The organism is Methylomonas rapida (genome assembly GCF_024360925.2).
Classification (GTDB): domain Bacteria; phylum Pseudomonadota; class Gammaproteobacteria; order Methylococcales; family Methylomonadaceae; genus Methylomonas; species Methylomonas rapida.
In genome coordinates, this window is record NZ_CP113517.1 from 2,106,110 (window position 1) to 2,132,021 (window position 25,912).

The following is a 25,912-nucleotide window of genomic DNA, read 5'->3' on the forward strand; positions in this document are numbered from 1 at the left end:
TAGTCTGAAACCATTTGGGCGTCTCGTTGCCTTCGTCGCGACGAGGGTGTCGCGCCTAAGAAAAACTTGCGTTAGGTTCTGAAGCTACCGACCGTGGCACGCAACTGGTTGGCCAGTTCAAGTAGCTCATGGCAAGCTTCGGCGGTATTTTTCGCCCCTACTGAAGTTTCTTCCGATACATGGCTGATGTTGCTGATGTTGCGGTTGATTTCTTCGGCCACGGCGGTTTGTTCCTCGGCCGCATTCGCGATTTGGTTGTTCATGTCGTTGATGGTGTCGATTCGTTCGCTGATCGAAGTGATCGAACCGCCCGCCGAAGCCGCTTGATCCACGCTGGAGGCGGCTCGCTTGCGGCCATTATCCATGACGGAAACGGCTTGTTTGGCGCGGTCTTGCAAGCGTTCGATGGTTTGTTGAATTTCCAGGGTCGAGTTCTGCGTGCGGCTGGCCAAGGTGCGCACTTCGTCGGCCACCACGGCAAAGCCGCGACCTTGCTCGCCGGCACGCGCCGCTTCGATCGCGGCATTCAAGGCCAGCAGATTGGTTTGTTCGGCGATGCCTTGAATGACGCCCAATACCTCGCCGATGCTGTTGCTGTCGTTTTCCAGCTCGTGAATGACATTGGCGGCGTTTTCCACTTCGCTTGCCAAGCTATTGATGCCGCTGACCGCGTCATTGACGATGTTTTTGCCGCTGGTAGCTTCCTGTTCGGCAATCTCGGCGGCTTCGGAGGCTCTGACGGCGTTGCGGGCCACTTCCTGCACGGTCGAGGTCATCTGCTTCATCGCATTGGCGACCAGGGTGGTTTCCTGCAATTGACGTTCCACGCCTTTTTGCGTGGTTTGGGTTATGGTCGCCAGTTTATGCGAGGCATTGGCCAGCTTTTCGCTGGTGATGCTGATTTCATCGACGGTTTTGGCAATCTTCTTCACGAATGAGTTAAAGCTGGACGCCACCCAGGCAAATTCGGAACGGCCTGTTGCATTCAGGCGGGCGCGCAGATCGCCTTCGCCACTGCAAATTTGTTGCAGGCTGAGCGCCAGGTCGGTCAGCGGGCTGATGATGATGGAATTCATCACGAAGTAGCCGGTAAAGCCGATGATGAACAAGCCCAGCAGCAGGAAACCGACGGCGTAATAAATTTCTTTCTTGAAGTCAGCCAGGGCGACGTCGAAGGGTGTGATGATTTCAAAGGCGCCATGCAAATCGCCGGCGCGGCGGTTTTCCATCGGATAGCCGAGCAAATCCTTGCCTTGATCGTTATGCCATAAGGTTTGCGAGGTGGCCGGATCGCCGTGGCAGAGTTCGCACTGCTTGACCATTTTGACGGGTCTGAAATAACGAATTTCTTGCTTTTCGTCGTCGACGATGCTGTATTCTTTCAGCGACGGGTCATTGGCAAAGATATCCAGTACTTTGCGCTCGACGTCGTCTGGCAGGTTTCGAGGTGGATTGCGCGGATTGAGCGCCGGCGCCTTGAAGCGGAAACCGCCTTCTTTGGCCTTGGCTTCTATGACGTCCCAGGCATTGGCGGTCGGCACGGTGGCGATGATCAGTTCGCGGGCCGCGGCTGGGCCTTTGCCTTCGGTGACCTGGACGAGTTGTTCAGGGCTGTAAAGACCGGATTCCCATTTTTTGACCACGTTATCGCGGATGGATTCGGATACCAATAACAACTGGCGTGATGAGTCAATTTTTTGCTCGATTAGGCTTTGTTTTTCGGCATTGGCGAAAACGACCAAAATTCCTATGCCCACGATGGTGAGCACGGCCATGGTTATCGCAACCACTTTTACTCCCACAGAATGCCAGTTCATCATCAACATGCGAAACTCCTGATAACGCTCTTGAAATTGTTTTTATTATGGTAGTGCCGTGAGCTCTACGGAGCACAGGCAGCGAAAGTATAACCTACACTCTATCGACTCTACCTCACAAAACTTTAAGGTTTATGCGGGCAATCAAAGTTTTATGCAAATGCGCCGTCACCGGTAGATTGTGCGCCGAGCCAAATGCGGCGCTGACGGAATTTGACGCGGCGCTGAGTATTCGGTCCCATGCCTTGCAAAAGAGGGAAGCCCAAGGTGCCGGCTGGTCTTTGATGCAAGGGACCGAATCATTACCCTAATAACATCGGTTGTCCACGAAATACACGAAAAAATCATTGTGTTATGAACGCTTGTCGATTCAGCTGTTCGATGCAGATATTACTCTGAAAGTAGCAAAATCTGAGGGTGCGGTTGCTTGTTGGACAGGCGTCGGCGGCAAGGATGCCGCCGTCGAGCCAACATGGATGTATTCACGGCGGCCTGTCCGGCAAGCAACCTTACCCTGAAGACTATTTTCATTTGCCGGGGGGATTACTTGGTCTTCATGAACGTTAGGATGATAACTGTTTGCAACTTTTCGTGATTTTCGTGTGTTTCGTCGACCCAATGACTTTTCTAGGATTACACGTCAGTAAAGCATAAAACCCTTACCCTCAGAGGATTCGCTTTCCGCAACAATAAGCCTCGCTCATGGCTTGCCTCAAGGGTGCCGGCGACGCAAAGGCCTGTTGTCTTGGGCCATGCGCCGGTGTTTTTCATTATCCATGTTTGTCTTTACGCGTTAAGATTACATTTCATAGGGATTATGTCCGCTTGTGCCGCCGCGAACTAGAGTACGGTCATGCGGGCCGCCATGCGAATAAATTCCCCCGACAGATTGCGCGATTGCCCTGAAGGCAGTTTTGATGGGTGTGATCGTTTCTAAAAAAACAAAAAGGTAGCGTTAAATGCCAAAAATCGCGTTAATCGGAGGGTCGGCGGGTGCGTTGTCAGCCATCGAAGCTTTTTTCGAAAACCTGCCCCAGTCATGCGAGCAAGAATTTGCCTTTATCGTTATTCAGCATTTGAACAAGGACTACAAGAGCCGCTTGGATTCCCTGATCGGCAAGTGGACGTCCATGGAGGTCGTTTTTGCGACGGACGGAATGGACGTTTGTGCCGGCCGAGTCTACGTGGGGCAACCGGGATGTTTCATGGAACTGATGGACGATCATTTTCGCTTGATTCAGCCCGATTCTGTTATGAAAAAACATAACCCCATCGATTTTCTCTGCCGTTCGCTGGTATCCGGCTATGCCGGCGATAGCGTCTTGATCATTTTGTCGGGTTTGGGCGACGATGGAACGGAAGGCGCCCGCCTGCTGAAACAGGCCGGCGGCAGAATATTGGTGCAGGACCCTTTGACCGCGGATTTCGACGGCATGCCGAGCAGCGCGATTGCGTCGGGTTTCGTGGACAGGATTTTGCCCATGGTGGATCTGCCGTCGGCGTTGACCGATAGCGATAGGAATGACGTTCGAAAGCAGGGCGGCGCAATGCCTGTCCATAACAGTAATCAGGTTGCTTTTACCGGTATTCTCGAACTGATCAGGAAGCACGCCCACAACGATATGGCGAATTACAAGCAGACCACGCTTCGCCGCCGCATAGAACGCAGAATGAGCATGTGCCATGCCGATGACTACGATGCTTATCTTGAAATCTTGATGGATTCGCTCAACGAACTGAATCAACTGTCCGAGGATATATTGATCGGCGTGACGGCTTTTTTTCGCGATGCGGAGGCTTTCAAAATCGTCGAACAGAACATCATCCCCGAAATTTGCGCGCGAAAGGACGTCAATCAACCGGTAAGGGTTTGGGTGGCGGGATGTTCCACCGGCGAGGAAGCCTATTCGATTGCCATTCTGTTGCTGGAGTGGTTTGCGGGCCAGCAGCAAAAGCCGCGCATCCAGTTGTTTGCCACCGATGTCGATGACAATGCCTTGGGTATTGCCCGCGCCGGTTTCTACCCCAGCGAGCTGTTGGCCGACGTGCCGGTCTATTTGCGCGAGCGATACTTTACCGAAGAGAAAAGCGGTTACCGTATTGCCAAGGTTGTGCGGGAGACGATCGTTTTCGCTTCTCATAACCTGATCAGCGATCCGCCATTTTCCAAGCTGGATCTGGTCGTATGCCGGAATTTGCTGATTTATCTGAACGGTACGACGCAGAAAAAACTGCTCAATCTGTTTCATTACGTGTTGTTGCCCGGCGGATTTCTATTTTTGGGCAGTTCCGAAAGCATCGGCAACGTCGCCAGGCACTTTTCGCCGATTTCCAAGCAGTGGCGCGTTTTTCGCCACGAAAACATCCCTCACCCCAGAACGCCGCAACTGCCGATTGCGATAGACCTGAACGTCCGCCGCTTGTTTGCGTCTTCTGAGCCCATTGCGGAGCTGGATAGCATCGCCTGCCACGAGTCGGTGTACCGGCGCCTGATCGAAACCCACGGTCCGGCGATGGTGCTGATCAATGCCCGCCATGAACTGCTTTATACGTCGGGAGACATTGCTCCGTACTTGACCTTGCCGACAGGTCAGATTTCTCTCGATCTGTTCAAAATGATCAACCCGGCCCTGGCGATGGCGTTACGCACCGCGCTCAAGGAAGTCGAGCACACGCAGGCCGCGACGACCGTGGCGGTCGGCGTGGACGATTCGGCCGAAGTTTCCGAAACGGTGGTGATTCAGATCACACCGGTTTCGACCGTCAGTCACCAAGCAATCAGTTTGATTTGTTTTTCGCAGGACATCATCAATAAACCGACCTTCAGGCCAATCAGTTCGGCTGGCGACGACTGGATTCTGCAGCAATTGCATCAGGAGCTGAATTCGACCAGGGAAGATTTAAAACGAACCATCGAGCAGTCCTGCATTTCGGTGCAGGAAATGAAGGCCGCCAACGAAGAAATCATGGCGATGAACGAGGAACTGCAATCCGCGAACGAAGAATTGGAGAGTTCCAAGGAAGAACTGCAATCGCTGAATGAGGAATTGATCAATACCAACGCCCATCTTGACGTCAAGGTCAGCGAAACGGAATCGTTGAACGCGGATTTGAATAATTTGCTCAACAGCATCGTGTCGCCCATTTTGTTGCTGGATAAAAATCTCAAGATTCGCCGTTTCACGCCGGCCGCGACCCAGTTGATGCGTTTATTTCCCAATGACATCGGACGGGCTATCGATGACATCGTGCATTTGTTTGACGACAACAATCTCAGTGGCGATTGTTTAAGGATCATACGCGGCGAAACCGTCGAGGACAGGGAAATTCAAGGCAATAACGGGCATTTTTATTTGCGGCGTATTCGCCCCTATCAAGACTCCAGCGGCGGCATTTCCGGGGTGGTGCTGACGTTTCCGGACGTTACCACGATCAAGCAAGCGCACCAGCAACTGTTTGAACATGCCAAGACGTTGCAATGGCAGTCCAACCTGCTGAAAGCCGCGCCCGTCATCGCGCGCGATTTGGACGATCGCATTGTTTTCTGGAATGACGGCGCGGAGGAATTGTTTGGCTGGACGCCCGAGGAAGCTGTCGGCATGATCGCCCATGAATTGCTGAAAACGCGATTTTCCAGGCCGTTGGAGAAAATCAAGGCGGAATTGCGGCAATTCAATCAGTGGAAAGGCGAGTTGACGCATATCACGCGTGACGGCGCTCATATCACCGTGTCCAGTAGTTGGACTTGCTATTACGATAGCGCGGGCCATCTGGAGGCGATTGTCGAAGTGAATAACGATATTTCGGCAAGAAAGCAGGCCGAGATAGCGCTGGCAAAAAGCGAGGCCATGTTTCATACCATGGTGGACTGGACCTATAACTGGGAGTATTGGCTGGAGCCGGACGGCAAGGTGATCTACATGACGCCTTCGGCGGAAAGGATAACGGGCTACCGGCCGGACGAATTCAAGCAAACGCCCGATTTGATTGGCGCGCTAGTGTTTCATCAGGATGTGCATCTTTGGGGGCGGCATATCCAGAAGGTTAAGTTTGATGACAGCGATTCGGTTGACGAGCTTGAATTCAGATTGGTCAAAAAGAACGGGGATATCATCTGGATTCATCATACCTGTCGCCCGGTAAGCGCGCCGGAGGGCAGCTATCTGGGGCGGCGGGTCACCGTGAGGGACATCACCGAGCAAAAGGAATCAGAAGAGCAGATTCGCAATTTGGCTTATTTCGATCCGCTGACCAATCTGCCCAACAGACGCTTGTTGATGGACCGTTTGCGGCAAGCGCAAATTGCCAGCAGGCGGAACATGCACTTTGCCGCGCTGTTGATGCTGGATTTGGATCACTTCAAAAGCCTGAATGAAAGCCATGGGCATCCGGTTGGCGATTGCCTGTTGATCGAGGTGGGGCGCAGAATCATCGAAAACGTGCGGGAAGAGGATACCGTTTCCCGCTTGGGCGGTGACGAGTTTGTCGTGCTGCTGGAAGGACTGGGGACAACCGAGCCCATTGCCGCCGCTCAAACCGAATCCATCGCGGAAAAATTACGCGTGGCGCTCAACGACCCCTATGAGCTGAGCGATTCCAGAATGGTGTATTACAGTACGCCCAGCATCGGATTGACGCTGTTTTTAGGCACTGAGAACTCGCCCGAGGTTTTGATGAAACAAGCCGATGTGGCGCTTTATCAGGCCAAGGATGCCGGGCGCAACACGGTGCGGTATTTTAATCCGGCGATGCAAGCCGCGGTTGACGAGCGCACGGCGATTCAGGCCGCAATTCGTCAGGGTTTGTCGAATGACGAATTCCAGCTTTATTATCAACCCCAGGTAGACCAAAACGGAACCCTCGTCGGCGCCGAGGCGCTGATTCGCTGGCGGCATCCAAGCAAAGGCTTGGTGACGCCGGATTTTTTCATCGAATTGGCCGAAGAGACGGGGCAAATCGTGCAGATTGGAACCTGGGCCTTGGATGTGGCCTGCAAGCAATTGAAAGCCTGGGAAAGCGACTCGAATCATTCCAGACTGTACGTGTCGGTAAACGTAAGTGCGCGCCAATTCCATCAACCCAATTTTGTCGATGAGGTCTTGCGGATTGTCGAGATCAATGGCGCCAACCCTCATCGCTTGAAGCTCGAATTAACGGAAACCGTCGTGCTGGATAATGTCGACACGGTGATCAGTCGCATGAAGCATCTGAATGGGGTGGGCATAGAGTTCGCGCTGGATGATTTCGGCACCGGCTACTCGTCCCTGTCTTACCTGAAACGCCTGCCGCTCACCGAGGTAAAAATCGACAGGTCTTTCGTCAACGATGTTATCGCCGATGCCAGCGATGCGGCGATCGTTCAAGCGATTTTGGCCATGAGCCAGACGCTGGGTCTGGGTGTCATTGCCGAAGGCGTCGAAACACGAGAGCAATATGATTTTCTCGTGAAACATGGATGCCAGAAATTTCAAGGTTATCTGTTTGGCAAGCCCATGGAAATCGATGGTTTGAGCCGGATCGCCATCCCCTTCGGCATAAAATTATAAGGGGCTGATTTTTGGCGTTGATATAATGAACCCACTGTGTTTTTGAGCCTGGATTTAGGTATTGATGAATTGATTGGTATGGAAAAAATTAAGGTTTTGTTTGTTTGCATGGGTAATATCTGCCGCTCGCCCACGGCGGAAGGTGTGTTCAATGCGTTGCTGGCATCGCGGGAATTGACGGATGCATTTCAGGTGGATTCGGCGGGTACGCACGCCTATCATGTCGGCGATGCTCCCGATTTGCGCGCGCAAAAGGCCGCGCGGGAGAGGGGGGTGGAACTGAAGCATCTGCGGGCCAGAAAGGTTAGGGGCGAGGATTTCGAAACCTTCGATCACATCCTGGTGATGGATGATGAAAATCATGCGATCCTGCATGAAATTTGTCCCGATGAACATAAATACAAGATTCGGCATTTCCTGGAGTATGCGCCGCATTTGCAGCGACGCGAAGTGCCCGACCCTTATTACGGCGGTGCCTATGGCTTCGAGCGCGTGCTCGACTTGGTGGAAGCGGCGTCGGAAGGCTTCATCGAAACCTTGCGGCGCGAAGGCGTGTTGACTTGAACAACGGGGGATTCTAAATGGCTATCGTATCCAATACCGTCGATTATCTGGATGATGGGGTTTTGCTGGAAGGTTTTTTTGCCTACGACGATTCGGTCGCGGGCCGGCGGCCTGTCGTATTGATTCATCACGCCTGGGCGGGGCGCGATGAGTTTGTGGCTGCCAAGGCGAAGCGTCTGGCGGAACTGGGCTATCTGGCGTTTGCCGCCGATATGTATGGCAAGGGTATCAGAGGCGCTTCGCCGGAAGAAAACGGCCAGTTGATGCAGCCCTTCATGCAGGATAGGGCCAGGCTGCAAAAACGCCTGCATGCCGCCCTGGCCGCCGTCAAATTGATGCCATGGGCGGATGACAAGCGTATCGCCGCGCTGGGCTTTTGTTTTGGCGGCCTGTGTGCACTGGATTTTGCCAGGACGGGCGCCGATTTGCGCGGCGTGATCTCGTTTCACGGCTTGTTGACGCCGCCCGATAACATTCCCGAGCCGCAAATCAAGGCCAGGGTGTTGGTGTTGCACGGTCATGACGACCCGATGGTGCCGCCCGAGCAGGTGCTGGCATTGCAAACCGAATTAAGCAAAGCCGGCGCCGACTGGCAGGTGCATGTTTATGGCGGCACCATGCACGCCTTTACCAACCCGGTTGCCAACGATCCAGTCTTTGGCACGGTCTATCAGGCGGCGGCAGACCGGCGTTCCTGGCAAGCGATGCAAAACTTTCTCGAAGAGATTTTTGCCTGACTAGACTTCCTGGCCTTTGCTATAATCACGGGCTTTTATCAGCCTTGTTGGCGCAAAAAGGATTTGTTGCGACAGGCTAACCCGTCGAGCCCAAAATGCTTGGCTGAATTGGAACCACGGACCCATGTCAGACTTTGCGAAAGAAATCATTCCCGTTAATCTCGAAGACGAGATGAAACAATCCTATCTCGATTACGCGATGAGCGTGATCGTGGGTAGGGCGCTTCCCGATGTCCGGGATGGCTTGAAACCGGTGCACCGTCGCGTGTTGTACGCGATGAGCGAGCTCGGTAACGACTGGAACAAACCCTATAAAAAATCGGCGCGCGTGGTCGGTGACGTGATCGGTAAATACCATCCACACGGCGACACGGCGGTTTACGACACCATTGTCCGCATGGCGCAGCCATTCTCGTTGCGCTACATGCTGATCGACGGCCAAGGCAACTTCGGCTCGGTGGACGGCGATTCACCGGCGGCGATGCGTTACACCGAAGTGCGCATGGCCAAGATCGCCCACGAATTGCTAGCCGACTTGGACAAGGAAACCGTCGATTTCGCGCCCAACTACGACGAATCCGAATCCGAACCCACCGTATTGCCGACCCGAGTGCCGACCTTGCTGGTCAACGGCTCGTCCGGTATTGCCGTGGGCATGGCAACCAATATTCCGCCGCACAATTTGGCTGAAATCGTTTCGGCCTGTCTGGCCTTGATCGAAAATGACGCGTTGACCATTCCGGAATTGATGCAGATCGTGCCCGGGCCGGATTTTCCGACCGCAGGCATCATCAACGGCGCCGACGGCATTTACGAAGCCTATTCAACGGGCCGTGGCCGCATTTATTTACGCGCTCGCAGCCATTTCGAAGACATCGGCGATAGCGGTCGCCAAGCCATCATCACGACGGAATTACCGTATCAAGTCAACAAGGCCCGCTTACTGGAGAAAATCGCCGAGCTGGTCAAGGAAGGCAAGATCGAGGGCATTTCCGGCTTGCGCGACGAGTCGGACAAGGACGGCATGCGCATGGTCATCGAGTTGCGCCGCGGCGAAGTGGCCGACGTAGTGCTGAACAATCTGTACAAGCAAACCCAGATGCAGACCGTATTCGGCATCAACATGGTCGCCTTGTACGATGGCCGTCCACACTGCATGAATTTGAAAGAGATTTTGCTGGCCTTCATCGATCATCGCCGTGAAATCGTCACTCGTCGTACCATTTACAACCTGCGCAAGGCGAGGGAGCGGGCGCACATCTTGGAAGGTCTGGCGGTCGCATTGGCCAATATCGACGAGATGATAGAGTTGATCAAGACCTCGCCGAATCCGCAGGAAGCCAGACAGGGTTTGCTGGCCAGACATTGGAATGCCGGCCTGGTCGCCGCATTGCTCGACAGAGCTGATGCCGATCGCTCCCGCCCCGAAGATTTGACCCCGGAATTCGGTTTGGTCAACGGCCAATACCGGTTATCGGAGGCTCAGGCGCAGGCGATTCTGGATTTGCGCCTGCATCGTCTGACCGGGCTGGAGCAGGAAAAAATCGTCAACGAATACAAGCAATTGCTGGAATTGATCGACGAATATCTGCATATCCTGGGTAGCGATACGCGCCTGATGGAAGTCATCCGGGAAGAATTGGAAGAAATCAAAAACGAATATGCCGATGCGCGCCGCACCGAGATCGTGCAGGATTATTCCAATCTGTCGGCCGAAGATCTGATCACCGAGGAAGACATGGTCGTGACCATGTCGCACGAAGGCTACGTCAAAACCCAGCCCTTGACCGATTACAAGGCACAGCGCCGCGGCGGTCGCGGCAAGTCGGCCACGGCGACCAAGGAAAACGATTTCATCGACAAACTGATCATCGCCAACACGCATGACACCATTTTGTGCTTCTCGTCGCGCGGCAAGGTCTATTGGCTGAAAGTCTATGAATTGCCGGTGGCCAGCCGGGCTTCGCGCGGCAAGCCGTTTGTGAATCTGTTGCCGCTGGAAGAGGGCGAAAAGATCAATGCGATGCTGCCGGTCCGCGAATACAGCGAAGACAAATTCGTATTCATGGCTACCGCATCCGGTACCGTTAAAAAAACCCCATTGCCCGAGTTTGCGTATCAACTGGCCAAGGGTAAAATCGCCATCGATTTGCGCGACAACGATACCTTGGTCGGCGTGTCGCTGACCGACGGCCAGCAAAACGTGTTGCTGTTCAGTACCGACGGCAAGGCAGTCTGCTTCAACGAAACCGACGTCAGGCCGATGGGGCGAACCGCGGCGGGCGTGCGCGGCATTCGTTTGCAGGAAGGCGCGCGGGTGATTTCGTTGATCGTCGCCAGCGAAGGCACGGTGCTGAACGTGACCGAAAACGGTTATGGCAAACGTACCCGGTTGGAAGAGTTTACCCAGCACAAACGCGGCGGTCAGGGCTTGATCGCGATTCAAACTTCCGAGCGCAATGGTGCCGTGGTCGGCGCGGTGCTGGTCAACGACAATGACGAAATCATGTTGATCACCGATGCCGGTACCCTGGTCAGAACCCGGGTCAACGAAATCTCCGTGGTCGGCAGGAACACCCAGGGCGTCACGGTGATTCGTCTGGACAAGGGTGAAAAAGTCGTCGGCGTCGATCGCATCGAAGGTTTGGGCGATGAAGACGAACTGGGCGACGATGACAGTAATTTATCAACCGATGAAGCCGATTTCGGCGGGGAAGAAGAGTAATGGCACGGATTTACAACTTTAGCGCCGGTCCTTCGATGTTGCCGGAAGCGGTGTTGCGGCAAGCGCAGCAGGAAATGCTGGATTGGCAAGGCTCCAGCATGTCGGTGATGGAAATGAGTCATCGTGGCAAGGAATTCATGGCGATTGCCGAAACCATGAAAAACGATCTGGTTGAACTGATGGCCATCCCGGACAACTACAAAGTGTTGTTTCTGCAAGGCGGCGCCACCGCGCAATTTGCGATGATTCCGCAAAACATCCTGAACGGCAAAAGCAAGGCCTGTTATGTCAATACCGGGGCCTGGTCGACCAGCGCGATCAAGGAAGCCGGCAAGTATTGCGAAGTCGGCATCGCCGCCAGTTCGGAAGACAGCAAATTCACGACGATTCCGGATTTTGCCAGTTGGTCGATCGATCCTGATGCGGCCTATTTGCATTACACCTCGAATGAAACCATACACGGTGTCGAATTCAACGAAATTCCGGATGCCAAAGGCTTGCCACTGGTGTGCGACATGTCCTCCAATATTTTGTCGCGTCCGGTCGATGTCAGTCGTTACGGCATCATATACGCCGGTACACAAAAGAACATGGGGCCTTCCGGTGTGACCGTCGTGATCGTACGCGAAGATTTGGTCGGCTTGGCGCCGAAAACGGTGCCGTCGGTATTCAACTACGAACAGCAAGCCAAAAGCGATTCCATGCTGAATACCCCGGCGACTTACAACTGGTACTTATTGGGCCTAGTATTGCAATGGCTGAAAGCCGAAGGCGGCGTTGCCGCAATCGAACAGCGCAACCTGCAAAAAGCCGACAAGCTGTATCGAGCCATCGATGCCTCCAGTTTGTACAGTAACCCGGTGGCCAAGGCCTGCCGTTCCCGCATGAACGTGCCTTTCGTATTGGCCGATGAGAGCCTGGACAAGGAATTCCTGGCTTTGGCGGAGAAAAATGGTTTGGGTTCGCTGAAAGGTCATCGTTCGGTGGGCGGTATGCGGGCCAGCATTTATAACGCGATGCCGGAAACTGGCGTGGATGCGTTAATCGAGTTCATGGCCGAGTTCGAACGGACGCACTAGATCGACATGACCGCTATCATCCCATTGTCAGAATTGCGCGCTCAAATCGATGCGATCGATCAGCAAATCCTGCACCTGATCAATCAGCGCGCCAACTGTGCGATCGAAGTCGCTAGAACCAAACAGGCGGAAGGGGAGACCGGCAGTTTTTATCGCCCTGATCGGGAGGCGCAGGTGCTGCGCCGCATCAAGGAACTGAATCCTGGGCCGCTCGGCGACGATGCAGCCGCGCACTTGTTCCGGGAAATAATGTCCGCCTGCCTGGCGTTGGAAAAACCCTTGGAAGTGGCTTATCTGGGGCCGCAAGGCACATTTACCCAACAAGCGACGTTCAAGCATTTTGGGCATGCGGTCAAGGACATTCCGGTGCCGACCATACACGAGATTTTTCAGGCGGTGGAAACCAGACACTGCCAGTTCGGCGTGGTGCCGGTGGAAAATTCCACCGAGGGCGTCATCGCGCATACGCTGGATCGTTTCATCGACAGTCCGCTGAAAATCTGCGGCGAAGTCGAGATACGCGTGCATCAAAATTTGCTCGGCAAGATGGATAGCCTACTAGGTATCAACGAGGTGTTTTCGCACCAACAGTCCCTAGCTCAATGCCGGCAATGGTTGAACACCTATCTGCCCGGCGTGCACTGCACCGCGGTTAGCAGTAATGCCGAAGCCGCGCGCTTGGCCTCGCTGGATCACGGCAAGGCGGCAATCGCTGGTTTAATGGCGGCCGAGTTGTATGACCTCAACATCATCGAGAAAAACATCGAGGACGAGGCCAATAATACGACCCGTTTCATCATCATCGGCGAGCAACAGCCGCTATCGACCGGCGCCGATAAAACCTCGATCCTGGTTTCTACCGGCAATCAAGCCGGCGCCTTGCATAGAATCTTGGGGCCTTTCGCCGAATACGGTATCAGCATGGTGCACATTGAATCCCGTCCTTCCCGGCAGGGTTTATGGGATTACGTGTTTTTCATCGATATCGAGGGACACAAAGACGATCCCGATGTCGCCAAGGCGTTCCAGGTGCTGCAAAACAATGTCAAGCTTTTGAAAATCCTGGGCTCTTATCCCAAAGCAGTCATATAAATTTTCCATCATGAACAGATTTTTAGAACTGGCGCTTGCCGGCGTGCAACAGCTAGTACCTTACGTGCCCGGTAAACCGGTCGATGAATTACAGCGGGAGCTGGGTTTGACTGAAATCGTCAAACTGGCGTCCAATGAAAATCCGCTCGGTACCGGTGCCAAGGTGGCCGCAGCGATTCAAGCGACCTTGCCGGAATTGACGCGCTACCCCGATGGCAGCGGTTTCGCATTGAAAGCTGCTTTGTCAGGCAAATTGGGCGTTGCGCCCGAGCAGATTACGCTGGGTAACGGTTCCAGTGAAATCCTGGAATTGGTGATGCGGACTTTCGTGTCGCCCGAGCATGAAGTGGTATTTTCCCAGCATGCGTTTGCCTTGTATCCCATTTTGACACAGGCGGTTGGGGCGCGGGCACGCAAAGTGCCTGCCAAAAACTTTGGCCATGATCTGGCGGCGATGCGAGCGGCCGTGAATGAAAATACCCGCGTGGTGTTCATTGCCAATCCAAATAATCCGACCGGCACCCTGTTGGCGCGCGAGGATGTGGAGCAATTCGTCGCGTCCTTGCCAACACACGTACTGTGCGTGCTGGACGAAGCTTACTACGAATTCGTCGATCCGGCGGTTCGCACCGAGTCCTTGCAATGGCCGGAGCGTTATCCCAATTTGATCATCGCCCGGACCTTCTCCAAAGCCTACGGCCTGGCGGGACTGCGTATCGGTTACGGGATTTCATCGATTGAAGTTGCGGATTTGCTGAATCGCGTGCGCCAGCCCTTTAATAGCAATATGCTGGCCTTGGCCGCGGCGGAAGCGGCCTTGGGTGATGTCGACTATCTGGCGCAAACCATCGCCGTCAATAACGTCGGTATGCAGCAACTCACCACTGCCTTCAAAGAATTGGGCCTGGAATGGATACCGTCATCGGGCAACTTCGTTTCGGTCGATGTCGGGCAAAATGCATTGCCTCTCTACGAAGCCTTGCTGCAAAAAGGTGTCATCGTCCGGCCAGTGGCAAACTATGAAATGCCGAATCATTTGCGTGTCAGCATCGGCACCGAACGGGAAAACCAGATTTTCATCCAGGCCCTGATCGAGGTGTTGCGCGGTGTTTAAACGCCTCTGCGTGATCGGTACAGGCTTGATCGGCGGCTCCATCGCCCGGGCGGCGCGCGCGCAGGGTTTGTGTCAAAGCGTCGTTGCCTATGGTCGGGAAAAAAATCTACCGAATTTGCAGCATGCCAAGGCATTGGGCGTCATTGACGCGTTTTATACCGACATCACCGCTGCCTTGGATGGCGTCGATCTGGTGATGATCGCGACGCCGGTTGGCACGATGCAAAACATTTTCGAACTGTTGAAGCCGCATTGGAATCCGCACACGATTTATAGCGATGCCGGCAGCACCAAGGGTAGTGTCGTGGCGGCCGCGCAAGCCGTTTTTGGTCAGGTCCCAGGTAATTTCGTGCCGGCGCATCCGATAGCCGGCGCCGAGCGTAGCGGCGTCGAGGCATCGGTGCCCGATCTGTTTCAAAACCGACGCCTGATCATCACGCCGCTGGCTGACACGGATGCCGATGCGGTCGCTAAGTTGACGACGTTTTGGCAGCGGATAGGTTCCAGTGTGTCGGTGATGAGCGTCGAACATCACGATACCGTGCTGGCGGCCACCAGTCATTTGCCGCATATCCTGGCCTTTGCGTTGGTCGGCTTGCTTGGACGGAAAGACGAGCAGCGCGAGATTTTCAAATATGCCGCCGGCGGCTTCAAGGATTTCAGCCGCATCGCTTCCAGCGATCCGACCATGTGGCTGGATATCTGCCTTGCCAATAAAAACGAAATTATTCCGTTGATTCAACAATTGAAAGACGAACTGAGCAACATCGAACAACTGCTGGTCAACGATCAGGCCGAAAAATTGTTCGATACCTTTACCTATGCCAGAAATGCCCGGCAACGATTTCTCGATACTTTAGACGATTAAAAGAAGACCACTATGTCACAAGCCATTACTTTTCAAGTCCAACCTGGCGGCTCTTTGCGCGGTGAAATCCGCGTGCCGGGTGATAAATCCATGTCACACCGCTCCATCATGCTGGGCTCCATCGCCGAAGGCGTCACTCATGTGCGCGGCTTTTTGAATGCCGAAGACGCCATGTCCACGCTGGAAGCCTTTCGGGCGATGGGCGTCAAGATCGAAGGCCCGGTCAACGGCGAAGTCACGATACACGGCGTTGGGAAGCACGGGTTGAAAGCCCCGGAAAAACCGCTTTATCTGGGCAATTCAGGTACCTCGATGCGCTTGTTGAGCGGTTTGCTGGCGGGTCAGTCCTTCGATTGCACCTTGACCGGCGACAAGTCGCTGGAATCGCGTCCGATGAAACGCGTGACCGTGCCGTTGGCGCAAATGGGTGCCGTGATCGAAACTCAACCCGACGGCACCGCGCCGTTGCATATCAAGGGTCAGGCCGGCAAATTGAAAGGCATGCATTACGACATGCCGATCGCTAGCGCCCAGGTCAAATCCTGTCTGTTGCTGGCCGGTATGTACGCGGAAGGTGAAACCAGCGTGACCGAACCCGCGCCGACCCGCGACCATACCGAGCGTATGCTGAACGGTTTCGGCTATCCAGTGGTCCGCGAAGGTAGCACGGCGAAAATTAACAGTAACGGCAAACTGACCGCTACCGAAATCGACGTGCCCAGCGACATTTCGTCGGCGGCGTTTTTCCTGGTTGGCGCCAGCATCGCGCCGAATTCCGATGTAACCTTGAAACATGTCGGCATCAACCCGACCCGTACCGGCGTGATCGATATTTTGCGCCTGATGGGAGCAAGCATCGAGGTCCTGAACGAACGTGAGGTCGGCGGCGAGCCGGTGGCCGATCTGCGAGTGCGTTCGGCGCAACTCAAGGGCATTGCCATTCCGGAAGCACTGGTGCCACTGGCGATCGACGAATTTCCGGTGCTGTTCGTCGCGGCGGCTTGCGCCGAAGGTCAAACGGTATTGACCGGCGCCAGGGAATTGCGCGTGAAAGAATCAGACCGCATTCAGGTGATGGCCGACGGTTTGCAAATCCTGGGCGTCGATGCCCAGCCGACCGAAGACGGCATGATCATCAACGGCGGTGGCAATATCGGTGGCGGCGTAGTCGATTCGCACGGCGACCATCGCATCGCGATGTCGTTCTCGATTGCCGGCCTCAGAGCCAGCGCGCCCATTACGATCAATGATTGCGCGAACGTCAATACCTCGTTCAAGGAGTTTCCGCAATTGGCGATCCAATTGGGCCTGAATCTGAGTACCTTGTAAATATGATTATTCCTGTATTGACCATAGACGGCCCGAGCGGTGCCGGCAAGGGTACCGTCAGTCGCGCGGTTGCGAAGCTGTTGGACTGGAATTATCTCGACAGCGGCTCGATTTACCGTTCGCTGGCGATCGCCGTGTTGCAGGTCGGTATCGCATTGGATGACTTGCCGGCAATAACGCAGCTCGCCAAGGAGATGCAACTGGGTTTCGAGTGTGGCGAGAGTCTGCTGGTTAGATTGAATGGCGTCGATATCACCGCGCAACTGGGTACCGAAACCACCGGCAATGCGGCGTCTATCGTCGCCGCTTATCCGGAGGTCAGGGCGGTTTTATTGCAAAAACAGAAGGATTTCCGTAAGGCGCCTGGATTGGTGGCCGATGGTCGCGACATGGGCAGCGTGGTGTTCCCTGATGCTCCATTCAAGGTGTATTTGACCGCTAGTGCCGAAGAAAGAGCGAGCAGGCGATATAAGCAGTTGATTGAAAAAGGAATCGATGCTAACCTTGCGCAGATTACCAGGGAGATAGAAGAACGTGATCGTCGCGATAGCGGGCGGGCGGCGGCTCCATTGACGGTGCCGGAAGGCGCAATCACTATCGATTCCTCCAGTTTAAGCATCCAGCAGGTGATAGACGCGGTAATGGATTTAGTCCGTTAGGGCTTTATTGGCGGCTGCCGTTTGGCAGTTATTTTTTAATTTTATTGATAAGAGAAAGCTTGTTTGAGTTTTAACAAGTTTGGGAAAGTAAAAAGATGAGCGAAAGCTTTGCACAGTTATTAGAAGAGAGTTTTGCCAAGACAGAAATGCGTCCTGGCGCCATGTTAATGGGTACCGTGATCGATATCGAAAATGAATTCGTGATCGTTAGCACCCAGGCTAAATCGGAAGGCGTGATTCCGAAATGGCAATTCTTGAATGCAGATGGCGATCTGGAAGTCAATGTCGGCGATGAAATCGAAGTGGCTCTCGACATGTTCGAGGACGGTTTGGGTTCGACTCTGCTTTCCCGCGATAAAGCCAAGAAAAGTAAAGCCTGGGCAGAGCTTGAAAAAGCCTTCGAAACCCAAGAAACCGTCATCGGTCGCATCACCGGCAAGGTTCGCGGTGGTTTCACCGTGGCGGTCGGCGCACTGCGCGCGTTCCTGCCAGGTTCTTTGGTTGACGTACGTCCCATCCGCGATACCGCGTTCCTGGAAAATCGCGACCTGGAATTCAAAGTCATCAAAATCGACCAAAAACGCAACAACGTCGTCTTGTCTCGCCGCGCAGTCGTCGAAAGCGAATACAGCGCAGAGCGTGAAGAATTGGTTAAAACCCTGCAGGAAGGCGCGATCGTTACCGGTATCGTCAAAAACCTCACCGACTACGGTGCGTTCATCGATCTGGGCGGCGTGGACGGCCTGCTGCACATCACCGACATGGCATGGCGCCGCGTACGTCATCCATCCGAGTGCGTAGAAATCGGTCAGGAAGTCAATGTCAAAGTCCTGAAATTCGACAAAGACAAAACCCGCGTGTCACTGGGCATGAAGCAAATGGAAGAAGATCCATGGCAAAACATTGCCCGTCGTTACCCTGCCGGCACACGTGTGTTCGGTAAGGTCAACAACCTCACCGACTACGGCTGCTTCGTGGAAATCGAAGAAGGCGTCGAAGGTTTGGTTCACGTTTCAGAAATGGATTGGACCAACAAAAACGTCAACCCATCCAAAGTGGTTCAGTTGGGCGACGAAGTCGAAGTCATGGTGCTGGAAATCGACGAAGAACGTCGTCGTATTTCACTGGGCATGAAACAATGCCGTTCTAACCCATGGGATGAATTTGCCGCCACTCACAACAAAGGCGACAAAATCTCCGGCAAGATCAAATCCATCACCGATTTCGGTATCTTCATCGGTCTGGATGGTGGTATCGACGGTCTGGTTCACATGTCCGACATTTCCTGGAACGAAAACGACGAAGAAGCCATTCGCAACTACAAGAAAGGCGATGAAGTCGAAACCGTTATTTTGGCGGTCGACCCAGAGCGCGAGCGTATCTCGTTGGGCATCAAACAACTGGAACAAGATCCCTTCCAAAACTATATTGCCCTGAACGAAAAAGGCAGCATCGTTAAAGGTAGCGTGAAAGAAGTCGATGCCAAAGGCGCCGTGATTACCTTGGCCGACAATGTCGAGGGTTATCTGAAAGCCTCCGAAATTCAACGCGACCGCGTCGAAGACGCCAGCAAACTGTTGAAAGTCGGTGATGAAATCGAAGCCAAATTTGTCGGCGTCGACAAGAAAACCAAATCGATTTCCTTGTCCATCAAGGCCAAGGATGTCGAGGAAGAGTCGAATGCCATTAAAGATTACTCGCAACAAACCGCTGGCACAGCGACATTGGGCGATATCTTTAAACAAATGGATAAATAAATCCGTCTAGGGGTGATGCCATCGAGGCATCACCCTTCTTCGATTACTCAGGGTTTGATGTGACAAAATCAGAATTGATAGAGGTGTTGGCACGCAAACAGCCGCATCTTCCGCTTAAGGATGTTGAGTTAGCAGTCAGATGTGTCGTCGATCATTTGAGTGACACACTAGCAAGCGGTGAGCGTATCGAAATCCGGGGATTTGGCAGTTTTTCCCTGCATCATCGTTCCGCGCGATTGGGCAGAAACCCTAAAACCGGTGAATCGGTCGCCTTGACCGAAAAGCACGTACCGCATTTTAAACCTGGAAAAGAGCTACGCGACATGGTCGATGCGTCCAGGGAGAAATACAAAATCGTCGATTGAGTTTATCGACAATTCATCCGTGATTTTATTGGGATAAGACGGCCAACGCGACGCGATGGCAGCTTGAGCTTATCCCTTTAAATGTCCGTATTTAATCACGACCCGCCCCAATCCAAATTCGTCGTGAAATCATTCAGTCATTCTTTTTCGTTCGATCCCGGCTACGGCTATAGTCTCCAGCGTTTATTGAGCATTGAGCCGCCCGAGGCGCCACCGGATTTCGCCGATTTCTGGCAACGGCGTTATCGCCAGGCGCTGTCATGCACGGCCAGTTTCACCCTGGGTCAATCCGCAACGCATGCAGGGTTCAAGATATTCGACATTGAGTACCAATCGACCGACGGCTTTACTATCGGCGGTTGGTTGTTGGAACCTGAAAACCAGGTCGTCGAACAGTGCATTCTGGTTGGGCACGGCTATGGCGGCAGAAGCCAGCCGGATTTCCACTTCGATATTCCTAAAACCGCGTATTTGTTTCCATGTTTTCGCGGTTTGTCGCGAAGCTGCTGTCACGGTGTCTCCGATCAGCCGAACGAACATGTCTTGCATGGGATAGACAATCCCGACCGCTATATTTTGGGCGGTTGCGTGGACGATCTGTGGGTAGGCGTGACCGTCATGCAGGCACTTTATCCGTACGCCGCCGATCACATCGCTTACATGGGCATCAGTTTTGGCGGCGGCATTGGCGCGATGGCCGTGCCGTGGGATGCCAGGATAAAACGCGTGCATTTGAATGTGCCGACTTTCGGCCATCAGCCGTTACGATTGAGATTGCCGACCCTAGGCAGTGGGGCGGCTGTCACGAACTATTTTCAGCATCATCCTGGCATTTCCCGCACATTGGCCTATTATGATGCGGCAATAGCGGCCGGCTTCGCGGCGCAACCCCTGCATATGGCCGCGGCCTTGTTCGATCCCATGGTGGCGCCGCCCGGACAGTTTGCGGTTTACAATGTCTGGCCGGCGCCAAAAACCTTGTTTGTATTGGATGCGGGGCATTTCGAATATCCGGCGCAAGCGGAACAAGAACAACAATTATTGCAGGATCTTCGTTTGTTTTTTGGAATCGGTGCAAATACCGCATGAACAGGGAATATCATCATTGGTATAGCGCCGGCCTGGGACGAGACATGGAGTTTTTGGTATTCGGTAATGCGGGGGCCAAGGTCCTTATATTTCCGACTCGTGATGGCCGATTTTATGAATATGAAAACCTCGGCATCGTCGATGTGCTGAAGCCCAAGATCGATGCCGGCCATCTACAGCTGTTTTGTGTCGATAGCATCGATCATGAAAGCTTTTATTGTTTTTGGCGAAAACCGAAAGACCGCATCAATCGGCATATGCTGTTCGAAGACTATGTGCTCAAGGAAGTCATGCCCTTCATGCAGGCCAAAAATCCCCATCCTTGCACCATCGCCCACGGCTGTAGTTTGGGCGCCTATCACGCCGTCAATATTGCGTTGCGGCATCCAGGGCGATTTCAAAAACTGGTGGCATTCTCCGGGCGCTATGATTTGACCTTGGAAGTGGAATATTTCAAGGACTTATTCGACGGCTATTACGATGACGACATTTATTTTCATACGCCCAGTCATTTTTTAGCGAATTTGACCGACAGCGCTCAACTGGCCTTGCTACGTAAAATGGACATCACCTTGGTGATAGGCAGGGATGATCCCTTTTTGCAGAATAATCGCGAGTTCAGCGATTTACTAAGCCGTAAAGGCATCAAACACAAGTTTTATGAATGGGATGAACGGGCACACCAGGGCCAATACTGGCGACAAATGGCCCGTTTATACCTCTGAGGTGTTTGTCGGAGGGTATCATCACGGATTGCGGCACCCTATCAACGCATAACTGTAATGACTCGCCGATAATTCCCTCGTATTTCGTGTTTTTCGTGGACTGCTGATGTTTTTAAGCGGAAGGGAGCCGCCGGTTTCCATGCATGGTTATGCTTTTCGCGGTTCGAATTTAGGCGCTGCCTGGTTTTGATCCGCGAACGGCAATGCTAAATTTTCCAATCTTCGTTGACGCAGATGATCAAGCGCATATTTATTGTCTTATCCTTAACTTTGCTGATTTTGGGGGCCTTGTTCGGATTGAGGTTTTATCAAATCGGTCAAGCCATCAGCCAGATGAAACCTCCGCCGCCAGCCGTCGTGGCGGCTGCTGCAGTGACTTCGGAGCATTGGGGAGGCGCCTTGACGGCGGTGGGCAGCCTGACGGCCGTTGCCGGGGTCGATGTCAGCAATGAAGCGGCGGGAAAGGTCAAGGCCTTGCATTTTGAATCCGGGCAATCGGTCAAAAAAGGGCAGCTACTGATCGAACTGGACGCCGATACCGATGTTGCGGAATTGCAGGGTTTGGAAGCCGAACTCGAATTTGCCCAAGTGCGTTTCGAGCGTAGCGCAAAAATGATCGAGAAAAAATACGTGTCACGCTCCGACTACGACCAGCACAAAGCCATGCTCGATCAGGCCAGCGCCGCCGTTCAGGCGAAAAAGACCCTGATAGCCAAGAAAAGCATACGCGCGCCGTTCAGTGGCGAACTGGGCATACGCCAGGTCGATTTGGGCCAATATCTGGCTGAAGGCAGCGGCATCGTCCGTCTGCAAGCCTTGGAGCCCGTTTATCTGGATTTCAGCTTGCCCGAACGTTACATCGCGCAACTGGCCAGTCAGCAAAATGTCATCGCTACCGTGCAGGCCTATCCCGACAAACGCTTCGTGGGCCAGATAACGGCGATCAGTCCGGCCGTCGAACGCGATACGCGCTCGCTGAAAATCAGGGCAGAAGTGCCAAACCGTGACAGATTGCTGCGGCCTGGGATGTTTGCCCAAGTGCAAATCGAGTCCGGCGTGACGCAGCCGGTGTTGACCTTGCCCGATACGGCGATCAGTTACAATCCGTATGGCGATTCGGTATTTTTGATCGAGCAAACCGGTGACGGCTTGACCGTGCAAAACCGGCAAGTCGTCACCGGCCAGCGTCGCCAGGGTCGGGTCGAAATCGTCAGCGGCCTGCGGGAAGGCGATAAAGTCGTCAGCGCGGGCCAGATCAAGCTGCGTAATGGCATGCAGGTTTCCATCGATAGTCAGCCGGCACCTGGCGAACGGGAGGCGAGCCGGTGAAATTCACGGATCTGTTCATTCATCGGCCGGTACTCGCCAGCGTCGTCAGTCTGTTGATCCTGGTGCTCGGTCTCAGGGCGATTTCGGTGCTGGAACTGCGCCAATATCCAAAAACCGAGAATACCGTGGTGACCATCGCCACCAGTTATCCGGGCGCTAGCAGCGATCTGATCAAGGGCTTCATTACCAATCCGTTGCAACAAGCCATCGCCGAAGCCGACGGCATCGACTACCTGTCGTCCAGCAGTCGGCAAGGCAGTTCCACGATAGAAGCGCACATGCGTTTGAATTACGACCCGAATGCCGCCGTCGCCGAAATTCAGGCCAAGGTCGCCAGCCAACGCAACGTGTTGCCCGCCGAAGCCGAAGATCCCGTGATCACCGCGCAAACGGGCGATGACACCGCGTTGATGTATATCGCCTTGTACAGCGACACGCTGGAGGCGGCCAAACTCAGCGATTACATGCTGCGCGTGGTACAGCCCAAACTGCAGGCCGTGCCGGGCGTGGGCAAGGCGAAAATGCTGGGAAACAAGACATTCGCGATGCGGATCTGGCTGGACCCGCGGCGCATGGCGGCATTGGGCGTGACAGCAAGCGATGTCTACGACGTCTTGCAAGCGAACAATTATCTGTCCGGCGTGGGCGGGACCAAGGGCGATTACGTCAAAATCGATCTGCGCGCGACCACCGATGCCGTCAGCGAGCAGGAGTTTCGCCAGTTGGTAGTCGCCAATCGCAACGGCACGCTGGTGCGCTTGCAGGACATCGCCGATACGCAATTGGGCAGCGAGGACTACGATGTCGTCGATTGGTATAACGGCAAAATGGCCATTTTCATGGGCATAGAACAAGCCCCCGGCGCGAATCCGCTGACGGTGGCCAAGGCGGTAAAAACCTTATTGAAGGACATCGAGCGCGACCTGCCCGACGCGATGCGGATGTTGCTGCCGTATGATGCCAGTGAGTTCATCGAAGATTCGATAGACGAAGTGTTTGACACGCTGATCGAAGCCGTCATCATCGTGTTGATCGTCATTTTTTTATCGATAGGCTCGTTTCGCGCCGCGTTGGTTCCGGCGGTGACGGTGCCGTTATCCCTGATCGGCGGCGCGTTTTTGATGCTGGCCATGGGATTTTCGATCAATCTGTTGACCATGCTGGCCTTGGTGCTGGCGATTGGCCTGGTCGTCGATGATGCCATCGTCATGGTGGAAAACATCCATCGCCATATCGAAGAGGGGCAGCCGCGTTTGCAAGCAGCGTTGCGGGGCGCGCGGGAATTGGGCCTGCCGGTCATCGCGATGACGACCACCCTGGTGGCGGTCTATGCGCCTATCGGTTTCATGGGCGGTCTGGTCGGTACGCTGTTTACCGAGTTTGCCTTTACGCTGGCCGGCGCGGTTTTGATATCGGGCGTCGTGGCGCTGACGTTGTCACCGATGATGAGTTCCAAGGTGTTGAAGGAAGCGGGGCAGCCTGGCCGTTTCGAACGCGCGATAGAGCATTTTTTTCATGGCTTGGCCGCCTATTATCAGCGCCTGCTGCATAAAACCTTGGAGTATCCGTCGAGTATTCTGTTGTTTGCGGGCTTGGTGCTGGCCAGCATTTATTTCATGTTCATGCTGTCGGCCAAGGAACTGGCGCCGATGGAGGATCAAAGCATACTGTTCAGCATCTCCACCGGCCCGCAAACCGCGACGTTGCCCTATAACGAAACCTATGCGCGGGAATTGATCAAGCAATTCGAAACCATCCCGGAATACAGGGAAAGCTTTTTGATCATGGGTTTTGGTGGCGATACCAGCACGGTATTCAGCGGTTTTAAATTGCCTTCCACCTTCGAACGCCAGCGTTCGCAAGCACAAGTACAACAGGAATTACAGGCTAAGGTCGGACAAATCGCCGGCTTTCAGACCGCGGTGATTTCGCCTCCCAGCCTGCCGGGTTCCGGCGGTGGTTTGCCGATGCAGTTCGTGATGGTCACGGACGCCGATTATTCGGCGCTGGATCAAGTGGCCGATCAATTGATCGATACGGCCATGCAAAGCGGCAAGTTTGCCTTCATGAGCAAGGATGTCAGCTTCGACCGGCCGCAAACGACGCTGGTGATCGACAGGGACCGGGCGGCCGATTTGGGTATCGACATGCAGGATATTGGCCGGAATCTGGCGACTTTGCTAGGCGGGCAATATGTCAACCGCTTTAGCCTGCAAGGGCGCAGTTACAAAGTGATTCCGCAGGTCGATGATTTGGCGCGGCTGGATATTGGCAAACTGGATCATTACTATTTGCGCACGGCCTCCGGCGGCCAGGTTCCCTTGTCGTCCCTGCTGAGGCTGGAGCATACGGTAGAGCCCGGCAAACGCACGCAATTCCAGCAGCTCAATAGTTTGACCCTTAGCGGCTTGATGATTCCCGGTGTCGGCTTGGGCGATGCGATGGCGTATCTGGAGCAAACGGCGCGGGAAATTTTTCCGCGCGGCTTTAGCTGGGATTACACCGGGGAATCCAGACAATATCAACAGCAAGGCAACGTGTTGATTCTGACTTTTTTCATGGCCTTGCTGATCATTTATCTGGTGCTGGCGGCCCAATTCGAAAGCTGGCGCGATCCCTTGATCATCCTGATTTCAGTGCCGCTATCCATCGCCAGCGCGCTGGCTTTCATCATGCTGGGTTTCGCCACGATCAACATTTATACCCAAGTCGGCTTGATTACGTTGATAGGCTTGATCGCCAAGAACGGTATCTTGATCGTCGAGTTTGCCAATCAATTGCAAAGCCAAGAAGGCATCGGTAAGTTCAGGGCGGTCGAGCAGGCCGCCACGATACGCCTGCGGCCTATCCTGATGACCACGGTGTCGATGATAGTGGCGATGATACCGTTGTTGCTGGCCACGGGACCAGGCGCCACGAGTCGTTTTGATATTGGTCTGGTGATCGCCAGCGGCCTCGGCATAGGAACCTTGTTTACCTTGTTTGTCGTGCCGGCTTTTTATGTGTTGTTGGCGCGCGAACATAAGCGCGTTGAAGCCTGACGAGCAAGCAGAGGAGCAGCAAACGGCGAGTGGTTTGCGGTAAATATTGATGGGATTTTGAAGCAGGGTAAAACAG

At 54.0% G+C, this 25,912-nt stretch carries 17 protein-coding genes; 16 read left to right on the plus strand and 1 reads right to left on the minus strand.

Translation table 11 applies throughout. From position 1 onward, the window contains the following. Positions 1-71: 71 nt before the first annotated feature. Positions 72-1,826: a methyl-accepting chemotaxis protein gene (locus NM686_RS09880; RefSeq protein ID WP_255187710.1), complete on the minus strand. Its 1,755-nt coding sequence runs from the start codon at positions 1,824-1,826 to the stop codon at positions 72-74. Positions 1,827-2,776: 950 nt separating this feature from the next. Here NM686_RS09880 and NM686_RS09885 point away from each other — a divergent pair. The 16 genes from NM686_RS09885 (at position 2,777) to NM686_RS09970 (ending at position 25,836) form a co-directional block, all read left to right on the plus strand. Continuing rightward, positions 2,777-7,363: an EAL domain-containing protein gene (locus NM686_RS09885; protein ID WP_329959181.1), complete on the plus strand. Its 4,587-nt coding sequence runs from the start codon at positions 2,777-2,779 to the stop codon at positions 7,361-7,363. A 78-nt stretch (positions 7,364-7,441) separates the two neighbouring features. Next, on the plus strand, positions 7,442-7,927 hold the full coding sequence (locus tag NM686_RS09900) for a low molecular weight protein-tyrosine-phosphatase (RefSeq protein WP_255188594.1): 486 nt from the start codon (positions 7,442-7,444) through the stop codon (positions 7,925-7,927). A gap of 17 nt (positions 7,928-7,944) precedes the next feature. Next, positions 7,945-8,664, plus strand: a complete 720-nt coding sequence (locus NM686_RS09905) for a dienelactone hydrolase family protein (protein ID WP_255187711.1) — start codon at positions 7,945-7,947, stop codon at positions 8,662-8,664. Positions 8,665-8,788: 124 nt separating this feature from the next. Further along, positions 8,789-11,389: a DNA gyrase subunit A gene (gene gyrA / locus NM686_RS09910; protein ID WP_255187712.1), complete on the plus strand. Its 2,601-nt coding sequence runs from the start codon at positions 8,789-8,791 to the stop codon at positions 11,387-11,389. Further along, positions 11,389-12,468, plus strand: coding sequence for a 3-phosphoserine/phosphohydroxythreonine transaminase (serC, locus tag NM686_RS09915; protein ID WP_255187713.1), 1,080 nt, complete (start codon positions 11,389-11,391; stop codon positions 12,466-12,468). The genes gyrA and serC overlap by 1 nt, the downstream gene beginning before the upstream one ends. 6 nt (positions 12,469-12,474) lie before the next feature. Continuing rightward, positions 12,475-13,560: a prephenate dehydratase gene (gene pheA, locus NM686_RS09920; protein ID WP_255187714.1), complete on the plus strand. Its 1,086-nt coding sequence runs from the start codon at positions 12,475-12,477 to the stop codon at positions 13,558-13,560. Between the two features lie 10 nt (positions 13,561-13,570). Further along, positions 13,571-14,674, plus strand: a complete 1,104-nt coding sequence (hisC, locus tag NM686_RS09925) for a histidinol-phosphate transaminase (protein ID WP_255187715.1) — start codon at positions 13,571-13,573, stop codon at positions 14,672-14,674. Beyond that, a complete protein-coding gene (locus tag NM686_RS09930; RefSeq protein ID WP_255187716.1) occupies positions 14,667-15,542 on the plus strand; it encodes a prephenate dehydrogenase in 876 nt (291 codons plus the stop codon). Before hisC ends, NM686_RS09930 begins: the two co-directional genes overlap by 8 nt. A 12-nt stretch (positions 15,543-15,554) precedes the next feature. Next, complete coding sequence (gene aroA, locus NM686_RS09935; protein WP_255187717.1) at positions 15,555-16,871, plus strand: 3-phosphoshikimate 1-carboxyvinyltransferase; 1,317 nt, start codon at positions 15,555-15,557, stop codon at positions 16,869-16,871. A gap of 2 nt (positions 16,872-16,873) precedes the next feature. Further along, positions 16,874-17,530 carry a (d)CMP kinase gene (gene cmk, locus NM686_RS09940; protein WP_255187718.1) on the plus strand — a complete coding sequence of 219 codons (657 nt, stop codon included), beginning with the start codon at positions 16,874-16,876 and terminating at the stop codon, positions 17,528-17,530. A 95-nt stretch (positions 17,531-17,625) separates the two neighbouring features. After that, entirely contained in the window at positions 17,626-19,287 is a 1,662-nt protein-coding gene (gene rpsA / locus NM686_RS09945) for a 30S ribosomal protein S1 (RefSeq protein ID WP_255187719.1), read from the plus strand. 59 nt (positions 19,288-19,346) lie between these two features. Continuing rightward, entirely contained in the window at positions 19,347-19,652 is a 306-nt protein-coding gene (locus NM686_RS09950) for an integration host factor subunit beta (RefSeq protein ID WP_255187720.1), read from the plus strand. Between the two features lie 123 nt (positions 19,653-19,775). Then, entirely contained in the window at positions 19,776-20,741 is a 966-nt protein-coding gene (locus NM686_RS09955) for an acetylxylan esterase (RefSeq protein WP_269022820.1), read from the plus strand. Continuing rightward, positions 20,738-21,466, plus strand: a complete 729-nt coding sequence (locus tag NM686_RS09960) for an esterase family protein (protein WP_255187722.1) — start codon at positions 20,738-20,740, stop codon at positions 21,464-21,466. Before NM686_RS09955 ends, NM686_RS09960 begins: the two co-directional genes overlap by 4 nt. 234 nt (positions 21,467-21,700) lie before the next feature. Continuing rightward, positions 21,701-22,795 carry an efflux RND transporter periplasmic adaptor subunit gene (locus tag NM686_RS09965; RefSeq protein ID WP_255187723.1) on the plus strand — a complete coding sequence of 365 codons (1,095 nt, stop codon included), beginning with the start codon at positions 21,701-21,703 and terminating at the stop codon, positions 22,793-22,795. Continuing rightward, the gene (locus NM686_RS09970) at positions 22,792-25,836 is read left to right on the plus strand and encodes an efflux RND transporter permease subunit (RefSeq protein ID WP_255187724.1); all 3,045 of its coding nucleotides are present in this window, start codon (positions 22,792-22,794) and stop codon (positions 25,834-25,836) included. The genes NM686_RS09965 and NM686_RS09970 overlap by 4 nt, the downstream gene beginning before the upstream one ends. Positions 25,837-25,912 lie beyond the last annotated feature (76 nt).